At 73.8% G+C, this 15,979-nt stretch carries 17 protein-coding genes; 14 read left to right on the top strand and 3 right to left on the bottom strand.

Annotation, left to right across the window (positions count from 1 at the left end; genetic code table 11):
- Positions 1 to 8 precede the first annotated feature (8 nt).
- Complete coding sequence (gene glmM / locus AC07A6_RS15420; RefSeq protein WP_362460594.1) at positions 9 to 1,367, top strand: phosphoglucosamine mutase; 1,359 nt, start codon at positions 9 to 11, stop codon at positions 1,365 to 1,367.
- On the opposite strand, the gene AC07A6_RS15415 is transcribed toward glmM, so the two are convergent.
- The gene (locus AC07A6_RS15415; RefSeq protein WP_478777417.1) at positions 1,364 to 2,332 is read right to left on the bottom strand and encodes a DUF389 domain-containing protein; all 969 of its coding nucleotides are present in this window, start codon (positions 2,330 to 2,332) and stop codon (positions 1,364 to 1,366) included. The genes glmM and AC07A6_RS15415 overlap by 4 nt on opposite strands.
- A gap of 15 nt (positions 2,333 to 2,347) precedes the next feature.
- Positions 2,348 to 3,367 (bottom strand): type I pantothenate kinase, encoded by a 1,020-nt coding sequence (gene coaA, locus AC07A6_RS15410; RefSeq protein ID WP_469111600.1) that lies wholly within the window; start codon positions 3,365 to 3,367, stop codon positions 2,348 to 2,350.
- A gap of 279 nt (positions 3,368 to 3,646) precedes the next feature.
- Here coaA and AC07A6_RS15405 point away from each other — a divergent pair, with 279 nt between their 5' ends.
- From AC07A6_RS15405 to AC07A6_RS15365, 9 genes are all read left to right on the top strand, one after another.
- Complete coding sequence (locus tag AC07A6_RS15405) at positions 3,647 to 4,426, top strand: hypothetical protein (protein WP_362460603.1); 780 nt, start codon at positions 3,647 to 3,649, stop codon at positions 4,424 to 4,426.
- Entirely contained in the window at positions 4,423 to 5,190 is a 768-nt protein-coding gene (locus AC07A6_RS15400) for a hypothetical protein (protein ID WP_478777416.1), read from the top strand. Before AC07A6_RS15405 ends, AC07A6_RS15400 begins: the two co-directional genes overlap by 4 nt.
- Before the next feature lie 121 nt (positions 5,191 to 5,311).
- The gene (gene glmS, locus AC07A6_RS15395; protein ID WP_478777415.1) at positions 5,312 to 7,174 is read left to right on the top strand and encodes a glutamine--fructose-6-phosphate transaminase (isomerizing); all 1,863 of its coding nucleotides are present in this window, start codon (positions 5,312 to 5,314) and stop codon (positions 7,172 to 7,174) included.
- Positions 7,175 to 7,188: 14 nt separating this feature from the next.
- On the top strand, positions 7,189 to 7,557 hold the full coding sequence (locus tag AC07A6_RS15390; RefSeq protein ID WP_125604279.1) for a holo-ACP synthase: 369 nt from the start codon (positions 7,189 to 7,191) through the stop codon (positions 7,555 to 7,557).
- 3 nt (positions 7,558 to 7,560) lie between these two features.
- Positions 7,561 to 8,988, top strand: coding sequence for an NAD(P)H-hydrate dehydratase (locus AC07A6_RS15385; RefSeq protein WP_478777414.1), 1,428 nt, complete (start codon positions 7,561 to 7,563; stop codon positions 8,986 to 8,988).
- A 382-nt stretch (positions 8,989 to 9,370) separates the two neighbouring features.
- Positions 9,371 to 10,507 (top strand): alanine racemase, encoded by a 1,137-nt coding sequence (gene alr, locus AC07A6_RS15380; protein ID WP_478777413.1) that lies wholly within the window; start codon positions 9,371 to 9,373, stop codon positions 10,505 to 10,507.
- A gap of 38 nt (positions 10,508 to 10,545) precedes the next feature.
- The gene (locus tag AC07A6_RS15375; RefSeq protein WP_478777412.1) at positions 10,546 to 11,721 is read left to right on the top strand and encodes an alpha/beta fold hydrolase; all 1,176 of its coding nucleotides are present in this window, start codon (positions 10,546 to 10,548) and stop codon (positions 11,719 to 11,721) included.
- The gene (tsaE, locus tag AC07A6_RS15370) at positions 11,678 to 12,241 is read left to right on the top strand and encodes a tRNA (adenosine(37)-N6)-threonylcarbamoyltransferase complex ATPase subunit type 1 TsaE (protein WP_125817839.1); all 564 of its coding nucleotides are present in this window, start codon (positions 11,678 to 11,680) and stop codon (positions 12,239 to 12,241) included. The genes AC07A6_RS15375 and tsaE overlap by 44 nt, the downstream gene beginning before the upstream one ends.
- A gap of 154 nt (positions 12,242 to 12,395) precedes the next feature.
- Entirely contained in the window at positions 12,396 to 12,608 is a 213-nt protein-coding gene (locus tag AC07A6_RS15365) for a hypothetical protein (RefSeq protein WP_478777411.1), read from the top strand.
- 63 nt (positions 12,609 to 12,671) lie between these two features.
- Here the strand turns inward: AC07A6_RS15365 and AC07A6_RS15360 are convergent, their stop codons facing one another.
- A complete protein-coding gene (locus tag AC07A6_RS15360) occupies positions 12,672 to 13,229 on the bottom strand; it encodes a hypothetical protein (RefSeq protein WP_362460625.1) in 558 nt (185 codons plus the stop codon).
- 135 nt (positions 13,230 to 13,364) lie between these two features.
- Here AC07A6_RS15360 and tsaB point away from each other — a divergent pair, with 135 nt between their 5' ends.
- The 4 genes from tsaB to AC07A6_RS15340 are packed head-to-tail and all read left to right on the top strand — an operon-like array spanning position 13,365 to position 15,967.
- On the top strand, positions 13,365 to 14,027 hold the full coding sequence (tsaB, locus tag AC07A6_RS15355) for a tRNA (adenosine(37)-N6)-threonylcarbamoyltransferase complex dimerization subunit type 1 TsaB (RefSeq protein ID WP_362460628.1): 663 nt from the start codon (positions 13,365 to 13,367) through the stop codon (positions 14,025 to 14,027).
- Entirely contained in the window at positions 14,024 to 14,545 is a 522-nt protein-coding gene (gene rimI, locus AC07A6_RS15350; RefSeq protein ID WP_362460632.1) for a ribosomal protein S18-alanine N-acetyltransferase, read from the top strand. The genes tsaB and rimI overlap by 4 nt, the downstream gene beginning before the upstream one ends.
- On the top strand, positions 14,538 to 15,695 hold the full coding sequence (gene tsaD, locus AC07A6_RS15345; protein ID WP_478777410.1) for a tRNA (adenosine(37)-N6)-threonylcarbamoyltransferase complex transferase subunit TsaD: 1,158 nt from the start codon (positions 14,538 to 14,540) through the stop codon (positions 15,693 to 15,695). Before rimI ends, tsaD begins: the two co-directional genes overlap by 8 nt.
- Entirely contained in the window at positions 15,692 to 15,967 is a 276-nt protein-coding gene (locus tag AC07A6_RS15340) for a hypothetical protein (RefSeq protein WP_478777409.1), read from the top strand. The genes tsaD and AC07A6_RS15340 overlap by 4 nt, the downstream gene beginning before the upstream one ends.
- The last annotated feature ends 12 nt before the right edge of the window (positions 15,968 to 15,979 follow it).

The following is a 15,979-nucleotide window of genomic DNA, read 5'->3' as shown; positions in this document are numbered from 1 at the left end:
GGACAACAGTGGGACGACTCTTCGGGACGGACGGTGTACGAGGCGTCGCCAACGCGGATCTGACGGCTGAGCTCGCGCTCGGCCTCTCCGTGGCGGCCGCACATGTACTGGCCGAGGCGGGCACCTTCGAGGGCCACCGGCCGACGGCCGTGGTCGGCCGCGACCCGCGCGCGTCGGGCGAGTTCCTGGAGGCCGCGGTCGTCGCGGGCCTCGCCAGCGCCGGCGTGGACGTCCTGCGCGTCGGTGTGCTGCCCACCCCGGCGGTGGCGTATCTCACCGGTGCGCTGGGCGCCGACCTCGGTGTCATGCTCTCCGCGAGCCACAACGCCATGCCGGACAACGGCATCAAGTTCTTCGCGCGCGGCGGCCACAAGCTCGCCGACGAGCTGGAGGACCGCATCGAGTCCGTGTACGAGGAGCACCGCACGGGCGCGCCCTGGGAGCGTCCCACCGGCGCCGGCGTCGGCCGCGTCTCCGACTACGACGAGGGCTTCGACAAGTACGTCGCCCACCTCATCGGCGTCCTCCCCAACCGCCTCGACGGCCTGAAGGTCGTCCTGGACGAGGCCCACGGCGCGGCCGCGTACGTCTCGCCCGAGGCCTTCACCCGGGCCGGCGCGGAGGTCGTCACGATCGGCGCCGAGCCCGACGGCCTGAACATCAACGACGGCTGCGGCTCCACCCACCTGGACCTGCTCAAGCGGGCCGTGGTCGAGCACGGCGCCGACCTCGGCATCGCCCACGACGGCGACGCGGACCGCTGCCTCGCGGTGGACGGCAGCGGCGCCGAGGTCGACGGCGACCAGATCCTCGCCGTCCTGGCGCTGGCCATGCGCGAGGCCGGGCAGCTGCGCGGGAACACCGTGGTCGGCACCGTCATGTCCAACCTGGGCTTCAAGCTCGCCATGGAGGCCGAGGACATCCAGGTCGTGCAGACCGGTGTCGGCGACCGGTACGTCCTGGAGGCCATGAAGGAGCACGGCTACGCCCTGGGCGGTGAGCAGTCCGGTCACGTGATCATCCTCGACCACGCGACGACCGGTGACGGCACCCTGACCGGCCTGATGCTGGCGGCGCGCGTCGCGGCCACCGGGCGCACGCTGGCCGAGCTGGCCGGGGTCATGCAGCGGCTGCCGCAGATCCTGATCAACGTCCCGGACGTGGACAAGTCCCGCGTCGCCACCTCGGGCGAGCTGGCCGCGGCCGTCGCCGACGCCGAGCGCGAGCTGGGCTCCACCGGCCGGGTGCTGCTGCGCCCCTCCGGCACCGAGCCCCTCGTCCGGGTGATGGTGGAGGCCGCCGACATCGAGCAGGCCCGCACGATCGCCGGGCGGCTCGCGGACGCGGTGAAGTCGGCGCTCGGCTAAACGCCCCTGCTGCCCCGTGGCGCACCCGGCCGGCGGATCATCCGCGCCTGCTGGGTGCGCCACAGCAGTTTCCAGCCGACGAGGGTCAGCGAGCCGGAGACGATGATGCCGAGCAGGTTCAGCAGCAGCTGTTCCGCGGAGCCCCACATCTGGCCGAACTCGCCGTAGCTGAGCGCCACGGCCGCGTTCGCGGCGGCGGGGACCGTGGTCACCGAGATGGCCACCCCCACCAGCGCCCCCGACTTCGCCGACGTCAGCGACAGCATCCCGGCCACGCCGGCGAGGACCGCGACGACGAAGGAGAACGGGTCGGGCTGCCAGATGAAGCTGGTGTTGGGCCGGGGCCTGTCGAGCATCCCGGGGTGGAACAGGTCCAGGGCGTCCATGGCCAGGCTGAACACGGTCGTCGCCACGATCGCCGCGGCGAAGCCGACCAGCAGCGCGATGGTGGAGCGCCACACCGCCTTCGGGAGGCGCTGCACCAGGCCCGTGCAGATCCCGGCGAGCGGCCCGAACTCGGGTCCGACGGCCATCGCGCCGACGATCAGGATCGCGTTGTCGAGCACCACGCCGCAGGCCGCGATCATCGTGGCGATGATCAGGAACGCGCAGTAGGTGATCGTGAGGGTCGACTCCTCGTGGGTCGCCTCGGAGAGCTGCTCCCAGATCACCGCGTCCGCCGCCTCGCCGGGGGCCTCCTCCTCCGCCTCGTCGGCGCGGGTGGAGATGGACAGGTCGATGTTCTCGACGGCGATGGACCCGGTCCGGTCGATACCGAGGGCGCGCATCTCCTGGAGCAGCTCGTCGGCCGACTCGCGCGCCACGTCGCACAGCACCAGGTCGCCCCCGGGATCGCGGGCGGCGCCCTCCAGCACCACCAGGTGGGTGGTGCCGACGGTCTGCTCGATCTGGCCCACCACCTGCTCGGTGAGGGCGTGCGGGACGATCATCCTCAGATGCAGCATGGCCGCACCCTAGTGCTACAGCTTGCGCAGGCTCAGCTTCTGCACCTTGTGGTCCGGTCCCTTGCGCACGACGAGGGTGGCGCGGCCGCGGGTGGGGGCCACGTTCTCCAGCAGGTTGGGCTTGTTGATGGTCCGCCACATGGTCTGCGCGTACTCCATGGCCTCCTCCTCGGAGACCTGGGTGTACTTGCGGAAGTAGGAGAAAGGATTCTGGAACGCGGTCTCGCGCAGCTTCCGGAACCGGTTGAGGTACCAGCGCTCGATGTCCTCGGGGCGCGCGTCCACGTACACGCTGAAGTCGAAGTAGTCGGCGAGGCCGACGCGGGTACGGCCGTCCTTGCCCGGCAGTGCGGGCTGCAGGACGTTGAGGCCCTCGACGATGAGGATGTCGGGGCGGCGCACGACGAGCTGCTCGCCCGGCACGATGTCGTAGATCAGGTGGGAGTAGACGGGGGCCTTGACCTCGTCCTTGCCCGCCTTGATGTCGGCGACGAAGCGGGTCAGCGCCCGGCGGTCGTAGGACTCCGGGAAGCCCTTGCGGGAGGTCAGGCCGCGCCGCTGGAGCTCCTTCATCGGGTACAGGAAGCCGTCCGTGGTGACCAGCTCGACGCGCGGGTGCTCGGGCCAGCGGGCCAGGAGGGCCTGGAGCAGGCGGGCCACGGTGGACTTGCCGACGGCGACGGAGCCGGCGACGCCTATGACGAAGGGGGTGCCCTGCTGGGCGCCGTGGCCGTTGCCGGCGTCGCCGAGGAAGGTGTTCAGGGTGCCGCGGAGGTTGCTGGTGGCGCCGACGTACAGGTTCAGCAGGCGGGAGAGCGGCAGGTACACGTCCCGCACCTCGTCGAGGTCGATGACGTCGCCCAGGCCGCGCAGCCGCTCCACCTCTTCCGCGGTCAGGGGCAGCGGGGTCCGCTCGCGCAGGGCGCTCCACTCGGCCCGGGTGAGGTCGACGTACGGAGACGGGTCCTGGGCCCGGCGGGGACCCGGGCGCTCCGTTGCGCGGTCCGGTGTACAACGCGTCGGCGAGGTGATCACACCGCCATTGTCGGGGCTCCGGGGCCCTCGTGGGTGGTGGGGTCGGTCACGTGGCGGGTGGCTGCCGGGAAAACAGGGGGTGGCGGCGGTAGGTCGGGGGCGTGGTGGGGTTGTGCACGAGTGGGTATCGATCGGAAGCCCGGCCGGTCTCGTGCGCATCACGATTCGGCCGGATCACCCGAAAACCCGTTCGCGTGATCGATTGGACGCCGTACATTGTTCGTCGCCGTGGCGCCGACCTGCGCCCTGACGGCGTTCTTTTCCTGGGGGAGATTCTTCGTGCGTACCGCGTTCGTCCGCCGTGCCGTCCTGACCGCCTCGGCCGTGTCCCTGAGCCTGCTGGCCACCGCCTGCGGTTCCGACTCCGGCGACTCGGGCAAGAAGGACGACGCCAAGGCGGGCCCGCAGCAGTCCGCCCCCGCGGCCGCCGCGGCCAAGGGGAAGTCGGCCGCCGAGCTGGCGCCGCTGCTGGTCGCCCAGGCCGACCTGCCCGAGCACAAGGTCGAGGCGGACGCGGCGGCGAAGGCCGCGGCCGGGGCGAACGCCAACGCCGACAAGCCCGAGTGCAAGCCGCTGGTCCAGCTCCAGACCCTGGTCCCGGTCGGCCAGCCGGCCGGCACCGCGACGATCGCCGCGACGGAGAAGCCGAAGAAGCCGTCCGAGGGCGCGAGCCTGGACGACAAGCTCGACGCGCTCAAGGGCGGCCTGGCCGTCACCCGCACCTCGGTGGGCCTCGCCTCGTACGACGGCAAGGGCGCCGAGGAGGCCTTCGGCGCGCTGAAGACCGCGAGCACGGCCTGCGCGGCCGGCTACACGGTCACCCAGGACGCCGAGAAGACCAAGATCGAGAAGGTGGCCGCCTCCGCCGCGGTCACCGCCGGTGACGAGGCCCTGGCCTACAACACCGTGATGGACCTGAAGGACGGCGACAAGGCCACGATGCAGTTCGTGGTCGTGCGCAAGGGCAACACCCTGGCCACCTTCTACGCGATGAACCTGACGGGTGCGGCCGCCCAGCCGAAGGCGGTCGTGGAGGCGCAGGTCAAGAAGCTCGGATGAGAGGCGTCCGCGCGCGGCGCGCGGCCGCACTGGGAGCCTCGGCGGTCTCCGGTCTGACGCTGGCCCTGCTGGCCACCGGCTGCGGGACCGCCCGGCCCGGCATGGTGGTGGAGATCGTCCCGGCGGAGCTGCCCGCCGACGCGGCCGACCGCGTCTCGAAGGGGAAGGCGCCGGAGCCCCCGGCCCGGCTGATCGTGGCGCAGGGCGACCTGGTGGACCACAGGGTCAGCCCCGAGGGGGCGGACAGCCCGCTGGTGAGCGTGGACCGGCCGGAGTGCCGGGAGCTGGCCTTCGCGGCCACCGGGTTCCTGCCGACGGGCCGGACAGGCTGGGCCAAGGTGTCGGTGGTCGCCGTACCCGCGCCGCTGCCGCAGGACGCCACGGAACGGCAGAAGCGGGCGGCCGCCCAGGACGCGGCCAGCTCGACCGTGACGGTGGTGACCCTCGGCTCGTACGCGGGGGACACGGCCGGCCGGCACTTCGCCGAGGTGCGGGCCGCGGGCGAGGCCTGCACGGACGGCTACTCCGCGACGGCGAACGGGGAGACCGTCAAGGTGACGCGGGTCGTCCCGCACGCCGCACACGGCGGCGACGAGGCCGTCGGCTACACGGTGGAGGCCGAGCAGGACGGCGAGCGCCACGCCACCGAACTCGTGGTGGTGCGCAAGGGCGGCACGCTCGCGAACTTCGTGGCGGGCCGGACCTCCGGGGCGGCGGAGCTCGCGGCTCCGGTGGTCGAGGCGCAGCTGCTCAAGCTGGGCTGAGGATCCTCGAACGGGGGATTCGAAAACATCGTCAACCCTGCTCCGGCGCATTCGCCGGGGCGGGGTTTTCGTCTTGTTCGGGTACGGGGCAGACGGGCGGCCACGGCGTACGCTGCCGCCTATGTGCGGAATTGTGGGTTACGTAGGGGCGCAGTCTGCGCTCGATGTGGTCATCGCCGGACTGAAGCGGCTGGAGTACCGCGGCTACGACTCGGCCGGGGTCGCCGTGCTCGCCGACGGGGCGCTCGCCAACGTCAAGAAGGCCGGGAAACTCGTCAACCTGGAGAAGGAACTGGTCAGTCGGCCGCTGCCGGCCGGCTCCACGGGCCTCGGGCACACCCGGTGGGCGACCCACGGCGGGCCCACCGACGTCAACGCCCACCCCCACCTGGACAACTCCGGCCGGGTGGCGGTCGTGCACAACGGCATCATCGAGAACTTCGCCGCGCTGCGCGCCGAACTCGCCGAGCGCGGCCACCGGCTGGAGTCCGAGACGGACACCGAAGTGGTGGCGCACCTGCTGGCCGAGCGCTTCGAGGCCGCCGGGGGCGCCGGGGGAGGGGGCCTGGCGCAGGCGATGCGGCAGGTGTGCCGGCGGCTGGAGGGCGCGTTCACCCTGGTCGCGGTGCACGCCGACGAGCCGGACGTGGTGGTCGGCGCGCGCCGGAACTCCCCCCTGGTGGTGGGCGTTGGAGAGGGTGAGAACTTCCTCGCCTCGGACGTGGCCGCGTTCATCGCCCACACCCGGTCCGCGATCGAGCTGGGGCAGGACCAGGTCGTCGAACTCCGCCGCGACGGGGTCACGGTGACCGGCTTCGACGGTGCGCCCGCGACCGTGCGGGCGTACCACGTGGACTGGGACGCCTCGGCGGCCGAGAAGGGGGGCTACGACTACTTCATGCTCAAGGAGATCGCCGAGCAGCCGAAGGCCGTCGCCGACACGCTGCTGGGCAGGATCGACGCGAGCGGCCTGCTGACCCTGGACGAGGTGCGCATCCCCGCCTCGGTGCTCCGGGAGGTCGACAAGGTCGTGATCGTGGCCTGCGGTACCGCCTACCACGCGGGCATGATCGCGAAGCTGGCCATCGAGCACTGGACCCGCATCCCGTGCGAGACGGAGCTGGCCAGCGAGTTCCGCTACCGCGACCCGATCCTCGACCAGCGGACGCTGGTGATCGCGATCTCGCAGTCCGGCGAGACCATGGACACCCTGATGGCGCTGCGGCACGCGCGCGAGCAGGGCGCCAGGGTGCTGGCCGTCTGCAACACGAACGGCTCGACCATCCCCCGCGAATCGGACGCCGTGCTCTACACGCACGCCGGTCCGGAGGTGGCCGTCGCCTCCACGAAGGCGTTCCTGACCCAGCTGGTCGCCTGCTACCTCGTCGCGCTGTACCTCGGGCAGGTGCGGGGCACGAAGTGGGGCGACGAGATCCGGGCGGTGATCCGGGAGCTGTCGGACATCGCCGCGGCGGTGGACAGGGTGCTGGAGACGATGGAGCCGGTACGGGCCCTGGCGCGCTCCCTCGCCGACAAGGACACCGTGCTCTTCCTGGGCCGCCACGTCGGCTACCCGGTGGCGCTGGAGGGTGCGCTCAAGCTCAAGGAGCTGGCGTACATGCACGCCGAGGGCTTCGCGGCGGGCGAGCTCAAGCACGGGCCGATCGCGCTGATCGAGAAGGACCTGCCGGTGGTGGTCGTCGTACCGTCGCCGCGCGGGCGCTCGGTCCTGCACGACAAGATCGTCTCGAACATCCAGGAGATCCGGGCGCGCGGGGCGCGGACCATCGTGATCGCGGAGGAGGGCGACGAGGCCGTGGTCCCCTACGCCGACCACCTGATCCGGATCCCGGCCACCCCGACGCTGCTCCAGCCGCTGGTGGCGACGGTGCCGCTCCAGGTGTTCGCGTGCGAGCTGGCGACCGCGCGGGGGAACGAGGTGGACCAGCCGCGTAACCTCGCGAAGTCGGTGACCGTGGAGTAGTTGGGGTTGTTGTCGTGATCGTCGGAGTGGGGATTGACGTTGCCGAGATCGAGCGGTTCGGTGCGGCACTGGAACGGACGCCGCAGATGGCTCGGCGTCTCTTCCTCGAATCCGAGCTGACGCTGCCGAGCGGCGAGCGGCGCGGTACCGCCTCGCTCGCCGCCCGGTTCGCGGCCAAGGAAGCCCTGGCCAAGGCCCTGGGGGCGCCCGCCGGGCTGCTGTGGACCGACGCCGAGGTGTACGTCGAGGACACCGGGCAGCCCCGGCTGCGGGTGTCCGGCACGGTCGAGGCGCGGGCGCGGGCGCTCGGGGTGAAGTCCTGGCACATCTCCCTCAGCCACGATGCAGGCGTCGCGTCGGCGGTGGTGATCGCCGAAGGTTAGTCCATGCGTAATGCCTACAGCGTGGAGACCGTACGGGCCGCCGAGCGCGAGCTGATGGCACGGCTGCCGGAGGGCGCCCTGATGGCCCGGGCGGCGGCCGGACTGGCCGCCGTGTGCGCGGAGTTGCTGGCGCGGCGCCGGGGCCGGATCTACGGGTCCCGGGTCGTGCTGCTGGCCGGCCCCGGGGACAACGGCGGCGACGCGCTGTACGCGGGCGCCCGGCTGGCGCGGCGCGGGGCCGCGGTGACGGCGGTGCCGATGGACCCGGCGCGGATCCACCCCGGCGGGCTGGCCGCGCTGCGGGCCGCCGGGGGACGGGTCGCGGAGTCGGTGCCCGCGCGGGCCGACCTCGTACTGGACGGGCTCACCGGGATCGGCGGCCGGGGCGGGCTGCGGCCGGCGGCGGCCGCGCTGGTCGAGCGGATCCCGGCGGGGGCGCTCGTGGTCGCCGTGGACCTGCCGAGCGGCGTCGACGCGGACACCGGGGAGGTCGCCGGCCCGGCGGTGTCGGCCGACGTGACGGTCACCTTCGGCGCGTACAAGCCCGGGCTGCTGATCGACCCCGGGGCCTCGCGGGCGGGCGCGGTGCGGCTCGTCCCGATCGGGCTGGAACTGCCGGACCGGGCGGAACTGGAGGCGTTCCAGCACGCCGACGTGGCGCGGCTGCTCCCGCTGCCGGGGGCGTCGAGCGACAAGTACCGGCGGGGTGTCGTCGGGGTCGTCGCCGGGTCGGAGCAGTACCCGGGCGCGGCCGTGCTCGCCGTGGCGGGGGCGCTGCGGGGCGGCGCGGGCGCGGTGCGGTACGTGGGCCCGGCGGCGGAGGCCGTGCTGGCGCGGTACCCCGAGGTGCTGGTCGGGCGGGGGCGGGTGCAGGCCTGGGTGGTCGGCCCCGGTCTGGGGTCCGGGCGGGCCGCCGAGGTCGAGCGGGCCCTGGCGGACCGGGACGTGCCGGTGCTGGTCGACGCGGACGGGCTGCGCGGGCTGGACCCGGAGGTGGTGCGGGCACGCCGGGCGGCGACCCTGCTGACCCCGCACGCGGGGGAGGCGGCGGCGCTGCTGGGGGTCGCGCGGGAGGAGGTCGAGGCCGGGCGGCTGGCCGCCGTGCGGGAGCTCGCGGGGCGGTACGGGGCGGCGGTGCTGCTGAAGGGGTCGACGACGCTGGTCGCCTCCGGCGGGGGTGGGGGCGGGGGTGCCGGGGTCGTCCGGGTCAACCCGACGGGTACGCCCTGGCTGGCGACCGCCGGGAGCGGGGACGTGCTGTCCGGGCTGGCGGGGGCGCTGCTCGCCGGTGGGTTGTCGGGGGCCGACGCGGGGGCGGTGGCCGCCTATCTGCACGGGCTGGCGGGGCGGTTCGCCGCCGGGGGTGCGCCGGTGGTGGCGCAGGAGGTCGCCGCCGCGCTGCCGGAGGCGTGGCGCTCGGTGCGGGCCTGACCCGGCCGGGGGTCGGCCCTGCGGGGCTGTCCCCTACCCGCCCTTCGCCCGTTCCCCGGGGCTGCGCCCCGGACCCCGCTTCCCGGGGGCTCCGCCCCCGGACCCCCGCGCCTCAAACGCCGGCGGGGCTGGGTGGGGCAAGCGCCGGCGGGGCTGGGGTGGGGCAGACGCCGGCCGGGCTGGGGTGGGGCAAGCGTCGGCCGGGCTGGGGTGGGGCAGACGTCGGCAGAGCTGGGGTGGGGCAAGCGCCCGCAGAGCTGGGGTGGGGGAAACGCCGGCCGGGCTGGGGTGGGGCAAACGTCGGCGGGAGCGCGTAAAGGGGGCAAGGCGGGCGAAGCATGCCCGATCACCGGGCCGTACTGGTTCTGAGAGACTGTGGGCGATGAACGAGACACCGATGCGCGTGTGCGCCGAGATCGATCTTGACGCGGTACGGGAGAACGTGCGCGCCCTGCGGGCGCGGGCGCCCCGGGCCGAGCTGATGGCCGTCGTCAAGTCGAATGCCTACGGGCACGGTGCCGTCCAGTGCGCCCGCGCGGCCCAGGAGGCCGGTGCCACCTGGCTCGGCACCGCCACCCCCGAGGAGGCGCTCGCCCTGCGCGACGCCGGGATCCGGGGGCGGATCATGTGCTGGCTCTGGACCCCCGGCGGGCCCTGGCGGGAGGCCATCGAGGCCGACCTCGACGTGTCCGTCAGCGGGATGTGGGCCCTGGACGAGGTCCGGGCCGCCGCCCGCGCGGCCGGCCGTCCCGCCCGCATCCAGCTCAAGGCCGACACCGGCCTCGGCCGCAACGGCTGCCAGCCCGCCGACTGGGCCGAGCTGGTCGGCGCGGCCGTCGCCGCGCAGGCCGAGGGCACCGTCCAGGTCACCGGCGTCTGGTCCCACTTCGCCTGCGCCGACGAGCCCGGCCACCCCTCCATCCGGCTCCAGCTCGACGCCTTCCGCGACATGCTGGCCTACGCGGAGAAGGAGGGCGTCGAGCCCGAGGTCCGGCACATCGCCAACTCGCCCGCGACGCTGACCCTCCCCGAGACCCACTTCGACCTCGTGCGCACCGGGATCGCCGTCTACGGCGTCTCCCCCTCGCCCGAACTCGGCACCCCCGCCCAGCTCGGGCTGCGCCCCGCCATGACCCTCAAGGCCTCCCTCGCGCTGGTCAAGACGGTCCCCGCCGGGCACGGCGTCAGCTACGGCCACCACTACGTCACCGAGTCCGAGACGCACCTCGCCCTGGTCCCCGCCGGCTACGCCGACGGCGTCCCGCGCAACGCCTCCGGCCGCGGCCCGGTGCTCGTGGCCGGCAAGGTCCGCCGCGCCGCCGGGCGGATCGCCATGGACCAGTTCGTCGTCGACCTCGGCGAGGACCTCGCCGAAGCCGGCGACGAGGCCGTCATCTTCGGCGACGCCGAGCGCGGCGAACCGACCGCCGAGGACTGGGCCCAGGCCGCAGGCACCATCGCGTATGAGATCGTCACCCGTATCGGAGGCAGGGTGCCCCGGGTCTACCTCGGCGGCTGAGCGGGCCGAGCGGGCCTGGTGGGGAGGACGGCGACGCCGTGAGCGAGAACTGGCGCAAGGCCGGCTGGGCCGGCGCCGCCATCGGCGTGCTGGCGGCGGGCGCCGCGGCCGGTGTCGCGGTCGAACGGATCACCGTGGGGCGCGGCATCCGGATGAAGGCGCGCCTCGCCCTCGACGCCGCCGGGGACTTCGGTTCGCTGCGCGGGACCGAGGGCGGCTGCCGCGCCGAGGACGGCACCGAGCTCTACTACGAGGTCGACGAACCGCCCGCGGACGGCAAGAAGCGCCGCCTGCGGCGCAAGAACCCGGCGGAGGGCGCCACCGTCGTCTTCTGCCACGGCTACTGCCTCTCCCAGGACTCCTGGCACTTCCAGCGCGCGGCCCTGCGCGGAGTCGTCCGCTCCGTGTACTGGGACCAGCGCAGCCACGGCCGCAGCGCCCGGGGCCTGGCCCAGGCCGACGGCGTGCCGGTGACCATCGACCAGCTCGGCCGCGACCTGAAGGCCGTCATCGACGCGGCCGCGCCCGAGGGCCCGCTCGTCCTCGTCGGCCACTCCATGGGCGGCATGACCGTCATGGCCCTCGCCGAGCAGTTCCCGGAGCTGGTCCGCGACCGGGTGCTCGGCGTGGCCCTCGTCGGCACCTCCAGCGGCCGGCTCGACGAGGTGACGTACGGGCTGCCGTCCGTCGGGCTGGGCGCGGTGCGCCGCATCCTGCCCGGGGTGCTCAAGGCGCTCGGCTCCCAGGTCGAGCTGGTGGAGAAGGGCCGCCGGGCCACCGCCGACCTCTTCGCCGGGATGATCAAGATGTACTCGTTCGGCTCCCGCGACGTCGATCCCGGCGTCGCGCGCTTCGCCGAGCGGCTGATCGAGGCGACCCCGATCGACGTGGTCGCGGAGTTCTACCCGGCCTTCCAGACCCACGACAAGAGCGCCGCCCTCCAGCGGTTCGCGGACATCCCGGTCACCGTAGTCGCCGCGGACCGGGACATGATCACCCCGGCCGAGCACAGCGTGACCATCAAGGAGCAGCTCCCGGCCGCCGAGCTGGTGGTGCTGGAGGACACCGGGCACCTGATGATGCTGGAGCGCCCGGACATCGTGACCGGGCTGCTGACCGGCCTGCTGGCGCGCACCGGAGCCGTCCCCGCAGCGGCTAACGTTGGGGGACATGGAAGAAGTACCGCGGGAAGCGCCGCGCAGCCCGGCCGCTGAGGCCCTGGCCGAGGCCGCCGCAGAAACCCTGATCACCGTCGACTCGCCCGCCTCCATGCAGGAGCTGGGCCGCAGGATCGCCGGCCTGCTGCGCCCCGGCGACCTGGTCCTGCTGACCGGCGAACTCGGCGCGGGCAAGACCACGCTGACCCGCGGGCTGGGTGAGGGCCTGGGCGTGCGCGGGGCCGTGACCTCGCCGACCTTCGTGATCGCCCGGGTGCACCCGTCGCTGGGCGACGGTCCGCCGCTGGTGCACGTGGACGCGTACCGCCTCGGCGGCGGGCTCGACGAGATGGAGGACCTGGACCTCGACGTCTCGCTGCCCGAGTCCGTGGTCGTCGTCGAGTGGGGCGACGGCAAGGTCGAAGAGCTCTCCGACGACCGGCTGCACGTGGTGATCGGCCGTGCCGTCGGGCACGAGGAGGTCCTGGACGACGTGCGCGAGGTCGCGCTGCGCGGCGTCGGCGAGCGCTGGGCCGGCGCGGAGCTGGCGGGACTGGCGGGGCTGACGGCGCGGTAGCCGCCGGGGCGCCGTGGTTCAGGCCACTGCTGCGACAACGTACCGACAACTCGTCGGGAAAATATTGCGTTGGCGCAGGCTCGCGTGATGACATGGTACCGAGCGCTGGTTAGGTGTACCTAAGTACGGCGTCCCGGGGTCTCAGGAGGCAGCCATGTCGGCAGCAGGAGCAGAGCGAGCGCCCGTCGTGTCCATGCGGGCCCTGCTCGCGGCGGGCGTGGCCGCCACGGCGGTGTCCACGCCGCCCGCGCGCGCCGCGGCCGGACCGGGACCGGGGGCCGGGCCCGGGACCAGCGCCGACACCGGCATCGACTCCGAAATCGACGCCGACGCCGAACGGGCCGCCCCGGAGCCCGAGGCGGCCTGATACCCACGTTCGAGTGAACCGCGCCGCACGTCGCCGCGCGGGCGACCCCGTGGAGGAGCGCCGTCAGGCGACGACGACGACCTTCGTGTCGCGCGTCGCGAACGCCCACATCGCGTCGCCGTCGGCACGCGCCATGCGGATCCCGCCGGTCTTCTTCGCCGCGTCCGGCTCCGGCATCGTGCCGTCCACGCGGGCGCTGAAGCCGATCGCGATCCCGTCGGTGGTGGTGAACCGTACGACGTGCTCGATCGGCACCCCGTCCGTGCCGGTGACCGTCGCCGAACGCGAGACGACCATGTAGCTGCCGGGCACCGGGTGCACCGTGCTCGGCATCACCGCGAACGTCTTCGGCTCCTTGCCGTCCTCCGCGACCAGCCACACCCGCTTCTGCGACACCGAGTACACGACCCGCGTGCCGGTCCCCGACTCCGCCGGCAGCACCGTCGGCTTCGCCGGCTCCTGCTTGGCCGGGGGCTGGTTCTGGGCCGCGGCCGGGGCCTGCCCGGCGGGCTTCGCGGGGTGCGCCGGCGCGGTCGCGGAAGCCTGGTAGCCCAGGAAGCCGATCGCGGCGAGTGCCGCCGCGGTGAGCCCGGCCACGATTCCCGAGCTGCTGCGTGCCACCTTGCTCCACCTCTCCGCGCCTCGGGCCGTCGAACTCTCGGGCGACCCGCGTGTGTACCCGGTCGAAAGGTAGCAGCCGGGCCCCGCACCGACCGGCCGCAAGGCCCTGGGGCCGGGGAGTCGTAGGCTGTTCGCGTGCTCTTGCTCGCCGTAGATACCGCCACGCCCGCCGTCACCGTCGCCCTGCACGACGGGGAATCCGTCCTCGCCGAGTCGAACCAGGTCGACGCCCGCCGTCACGGGGAGCTCCTGCTGCCCTCCGTCGACCAGGTCCTCGCCGAGGCCGGGGTCAAGCTCGAAGCCGTCACCGGCATCGTCGTCGGCGTCGGCCCCGGCCCCTACACCGGGCTCCGCGTCGGCCTCGTCACCGCCTCCACCTTCGCCGCCGTCCTCGGCGTCCCCGTGCACGGCCTGTGCACCCTCGACGGCCTCGCGTACGCGGCCGGCGCCGCCGGGATCGAGGGCCCCTTCACCGTCGCCACCGACGCGCGGCGCAAGGAGGTCTACTGGGCGCGCTACGAGGACCCGCGCACCCGCGTGGGCGAGCCCGCCGTCGACCGCCCGGCCGACATCGCCGAGCAGGTCGCCGGCCTCCCCGCCGTCGGGCAGGGCGCCGTCCTCTACCCGGACGTCTTCCCGGACGCCCGCGGCCCCGTGCACCAGTCGGCCGCCTCCCTGGCCGCCCTGGCCGCCGAACGCCTCGCGGCGGGGGAGGCCTTCCTGCCCCCGACGCCGCTCTACCTGCGCCGCCCCGACGCGCAGGTGCCCAAGAACTACAAGGTGGTCACCCCGCAGTGACGGCCCCGACCGCAGTGCTCCGCGAGATGCGCTGGTGGGACATCGAGCCGGTGCTGGAGCTGGAACACGAGCTGTTCCCCGACGACGCCTGGTCGGCCGGGATGTTCTGGTCCGAACTCGCCCACGCGCGCGGCCCGCAGGCCACCCGCCACTACGTCGTCGCCGAAGAGCCCGGCACCGGCCGCATCGTCGGCTACGCCGGACTGGCCGCCGCCGGCGACCTGGGCGACGTACAGACCATCGCGGCCGCCAAGGACCAGTGGGGCACGGGCCTCGGCGCCCGGCTCCTCACCGACCTGCTGGGCGCCGCCACCGCGTTCGAGTGCGCCGAGGTGCTGCTGGAGGTACGGGTGGACAACACCCGCGCCCAGCGGCTCTACGAACGGTTCGGCTTCGAGCCGATCGGCTTCCGGCGCGGCTACTACCAGCCCGGGAACGTCGACGCGCTCGTGATGCGCCTGACCGACCCGGCACAGACCCGAAACGAAAACCCTGAGAGCAGTGAGAGCAATGGCTGACGAACCGCTCGTCCTCGGCATCGAGACCTCCTGCGACGAGACCGGCGTCGGCGTCGTCCGCGGCACCACCCTGCTGGCCGACGCGGTCGCGTCGAGCGTCGACGAGCACGCCCGCTTCGGCGGGGTCGTGCCCGAAGTGGCCTCCCGCGCCCACCTGGAGGCGATGGTCCCCACCATCGAGCGCGCCCTGAAGGAAGCCGGGGTCAGCGCCCGGGACCTCGACGGCATCGCAGTCACGGCCGGCCCCGGGCTCGCGGGGGCGCTGCTGGTGGGCGTCTCGGCGGCCAAGGCGTACGCGTACGCGCTCGGCAAGCCGCTGTACGGGGTGAACCACCTCGCCTCCCACATCTGCGTCGACCAGCTGGAGCACGGGCCGCTGCCCGAGCCCACCATGGCGCTGCTCGTCTCCGGTGGACACTCCTCGCTGCTCCTCGCCCCGGACATCACCAGCGACGTACGGCCGCTGGGCGCGACCATCGACGACGCGGCGGGCGAGGCCTTCGACAAGATCGCGCGCGTGCTGCAGCTCGGCTTCCCCGGCGGTCCCGTCATCGACCGGCTGGCGAAGGAGGGCGACCCGAAGGCGATCAGCTTCCCGCGCGGCCTGACGGGCCCGCGCGACCCGGCGTACGACTTCTCCTTCTCCGGCCTGAAGACGGCGGTCGCCCGCTGGATCGAGGCCAAGCGCAACGCGGGCGAGGAGGTGCCGGTGCGCGACGTGGCCGCGTCCTTCCAGGAGGCCGTGGTGGACGTGCTGACGCGCAAGGCGATCCGCGCCTGCAAGGACGAGGGCGTCGACCACCTGATGATCGGCGGCGGCGTGGCGGCCAACTCCCGGCTGCGCTCGCTCGCGCAGGAGCGCTGCGACGACGCGGGGATCATCCTGCGGGTGCCGCGGCCGAAGCTGTGCACCGACAACGGCGCGATGGTGGCGGCGCTGGGCGCGGAGATGGTCAAGCGCAACCGGCCGGCCTCGGACTGGGACCTGTCGGCGGACTCCTCGCTGCCGGTGACGGACCCGCACGTCCCGGGCACGTCGCACGACGGCGACCACGGGCACGGGCATGACCACGGCGCCGGGCACTCCCATTCCCACTCCCACTCCCACGACCACGTGCACGAACTCAGCAAGGACAACCTCTACTCGTGAGCACCGTCGCGCTGATGTGGGAGGCCCGGGCCGTCGACGGTCGGGGCAACGAACTCATGGAGTGGGCCCGGGCGCAGGTACTGGCCCGGGAGCCGGTGCGCCGCGAGGTGCTGCGCGCCCCGCAGGACCGGGTGCTCGTGATCACCTGGTGGGAGGCCCCCGAGGGCCTGGCGGCGGACCTGCCCGAGCTGCCCGAGCCGGCCGCGGACCTGATCACCCGGGCGGTGCACCGCTGGCGGTTCGAGTCGGTGGAGGCCACGGGCGCCGGCTGAGGCCCTGCTCGG

The organism is Streptomyces sp. NPDC044002, assembly GCF_056434525.1.
The sequence above is the reverse complement of the archived record's forward strand: the minus strand, read 5'-3'. Positions and strand labels throughout refer to the sequence as shown.

What these genes read in the sequence shown, in the direction of transcription:
- AC07A6_RS15415 (WP_478777417.1), bottom strand. Translation starts at nt 2,332, where the DNA reads ATGCTGCATCTGAGGATGATCGTCCCGCACGCCCTCACCGAGCAGGTG.
- AC07A6_RS15400 (WP_478777416.1), top strand. Translation starts at nt 4,423, where the DNA reads ATGAGAGGCGTCCGCGCGCGGCGCGCGGCCGCACTGGGAGCCTCGGCG.
- glmS (WP_478777415.1), top strand. Translation starts at nt 5,312, where the DNA reads ATGTGCGGAATTGTGGGTTACGTAGGGGCGCAGTCTGCGCTCGATGTG.
- AC07A6_RS15385 (WP_478777414.1), top strand. Translation starts at nt 7,561, where the DNA reads ATGCGTAATGCCTACAGCGTGGAGACCGTACGGGCCGCCGAGCGCGAG.
- alr (WP_478777413.1), top strand. Translation starts at nt 9,371, where the DNA reads ATGAACGAGACACCGATGCGCGTGTGCGCCGAGATCGATCTTGACGCG.
- tsaE (WP_125817839.1), top strand. Translation starts at nt 11,678, where the DNA reads ATGGAAGAAGTACCGCGGGAAGCGCCGCGCAGCCCGGCCGCTGAGGCC.
- AC07A6_RS15365 (WP_478777411.1), top strand. Translation starts at nt 12,396, where the DNA reads ATGTCGGCAGCAGGAGCAGAGCGAGCGCCCGTCGTGTCCATGCGGGCC.
- tsaD (WP_478777410.1), top strand. Translation starts at nt 14,538, where the DNA reads ATGGCTGACGAACCGCTCGTCCTCGGCATCGAGACCTCCTGCGACGAG.